This window comes from Bacteroides caecigallinarum, from assembly GCF_021531075.1.
In the GTDB taxonomy this organism is placed as follows: domain Bacteria; phylum Bacteroidota; class Bacteroidia; order Bacteroidales; family Bacteroidaceae; genus Phocaeicola; species Phocaeicola caecigallinarum_B.
The window spans coordinates 1-724 of the sequence record NZ_JADYTJ010000144.1 but is presented as its reverse complement, the minus strand read 5'-3'; the positions used below and the strand labels follow the sequence as shown (position 1 = coordinate 724).

The 724-nt window shown below is 47.4% G+C and carries 1 protein-coding gene and 2 pseudogenes; all 3 read right to left on the bottom strand.

Going from position 1 to position 724, the window contains the following annotated elements:
- Positions 1-210, bottom strand: a pseudogene (locus I6E11_RS14765) (hypothetical protein); the annotation flags it as partial.
- Positions 192-485 (bottom strand): DUF4120 family protein, encoded by a 294-nt coding sequence (locus I6E11_RS14760; protein ID WP_117678447.1) that lies wholly within the window; start codon positions 483-485, stop codon positions 192-194. The gene I6E11_RS14760 and the pseudogene I6E11_RS14765, both read right to left, overlap by 19 nt.
- Before the next feature lie 33 nt (positions 486-518).
- Positions 519-724, bottom strand: a pseudogene (locus tag I6E11_RS14755) (hypothetical protein); the annotation flags it as partial.

Genomic DNA, 724 nt, shown 5'->3' with positions numbered 1-724 from the left:
AAAAAATACCGGAGCGAAGCGAGGATGATTTTTTTCCAGACAACCAGCCCGGCAGGGCCGCCTTGCGGGAGTTGCGCGGCAAACAGCTATTTTTGCAGCAAGAAATGAGGATGCTGTCATCATGTCTCCGGCATAAAAAAAGGGAACCCCATATTGCATGAGGCTCCCCAATACAGACTGTCGCATATATGTCAGGTATGTATGCTCCATCCGTGGAAACGTTCCATGATGACGGCAAAGGATTCGTCCGGATTTCCATGATACAGCAGTCCTCCGACAATGCCTGTATTCCCGTCCGGATAACGTTCGCAGAATCCGAACGAATACGGCGCATGGTCGTAATAGAGTTCGATTTCGCATGGACGGTTCTCGTTTTTCTCCCATTGTTTGAGACGTTCAAGACAGTTTTCCAGTGTCTTGTCATTGATGGATTTTGCATACTGTACGACCTTGTCGTAATGCTCTTGTGAACAGCAGATTTTCATATCGTTTGAATTTATTTGTTGGTAAATGTTTTTTCAGTCAATCCAGAAAGTACCGCAATGAGGGCACCTGCATCCGGCAGGATATTCATTCGAATACCGCACGTCACGGTGGCGTTTGTAGTTCATGTCACCGAAGGTGCATTTCCCGTCTCGGAATGTCTGCTCATAAGCGGCTTCCTGTTTCTTGTATTCAGCCATCCGGCTTTTTCGGACAGATCCGGTAAAAGGTATCATGCCCG

Excerpts from the sequence above, each read along its gene's own strand:
- I6E11_RS14760 (WP_117678447.1), bottom strand. The coding sequence starts at position 485 with ATGAAAATCTGCTGTTCACAAGAGCATTACGACAAGGTCGTACAGTAT.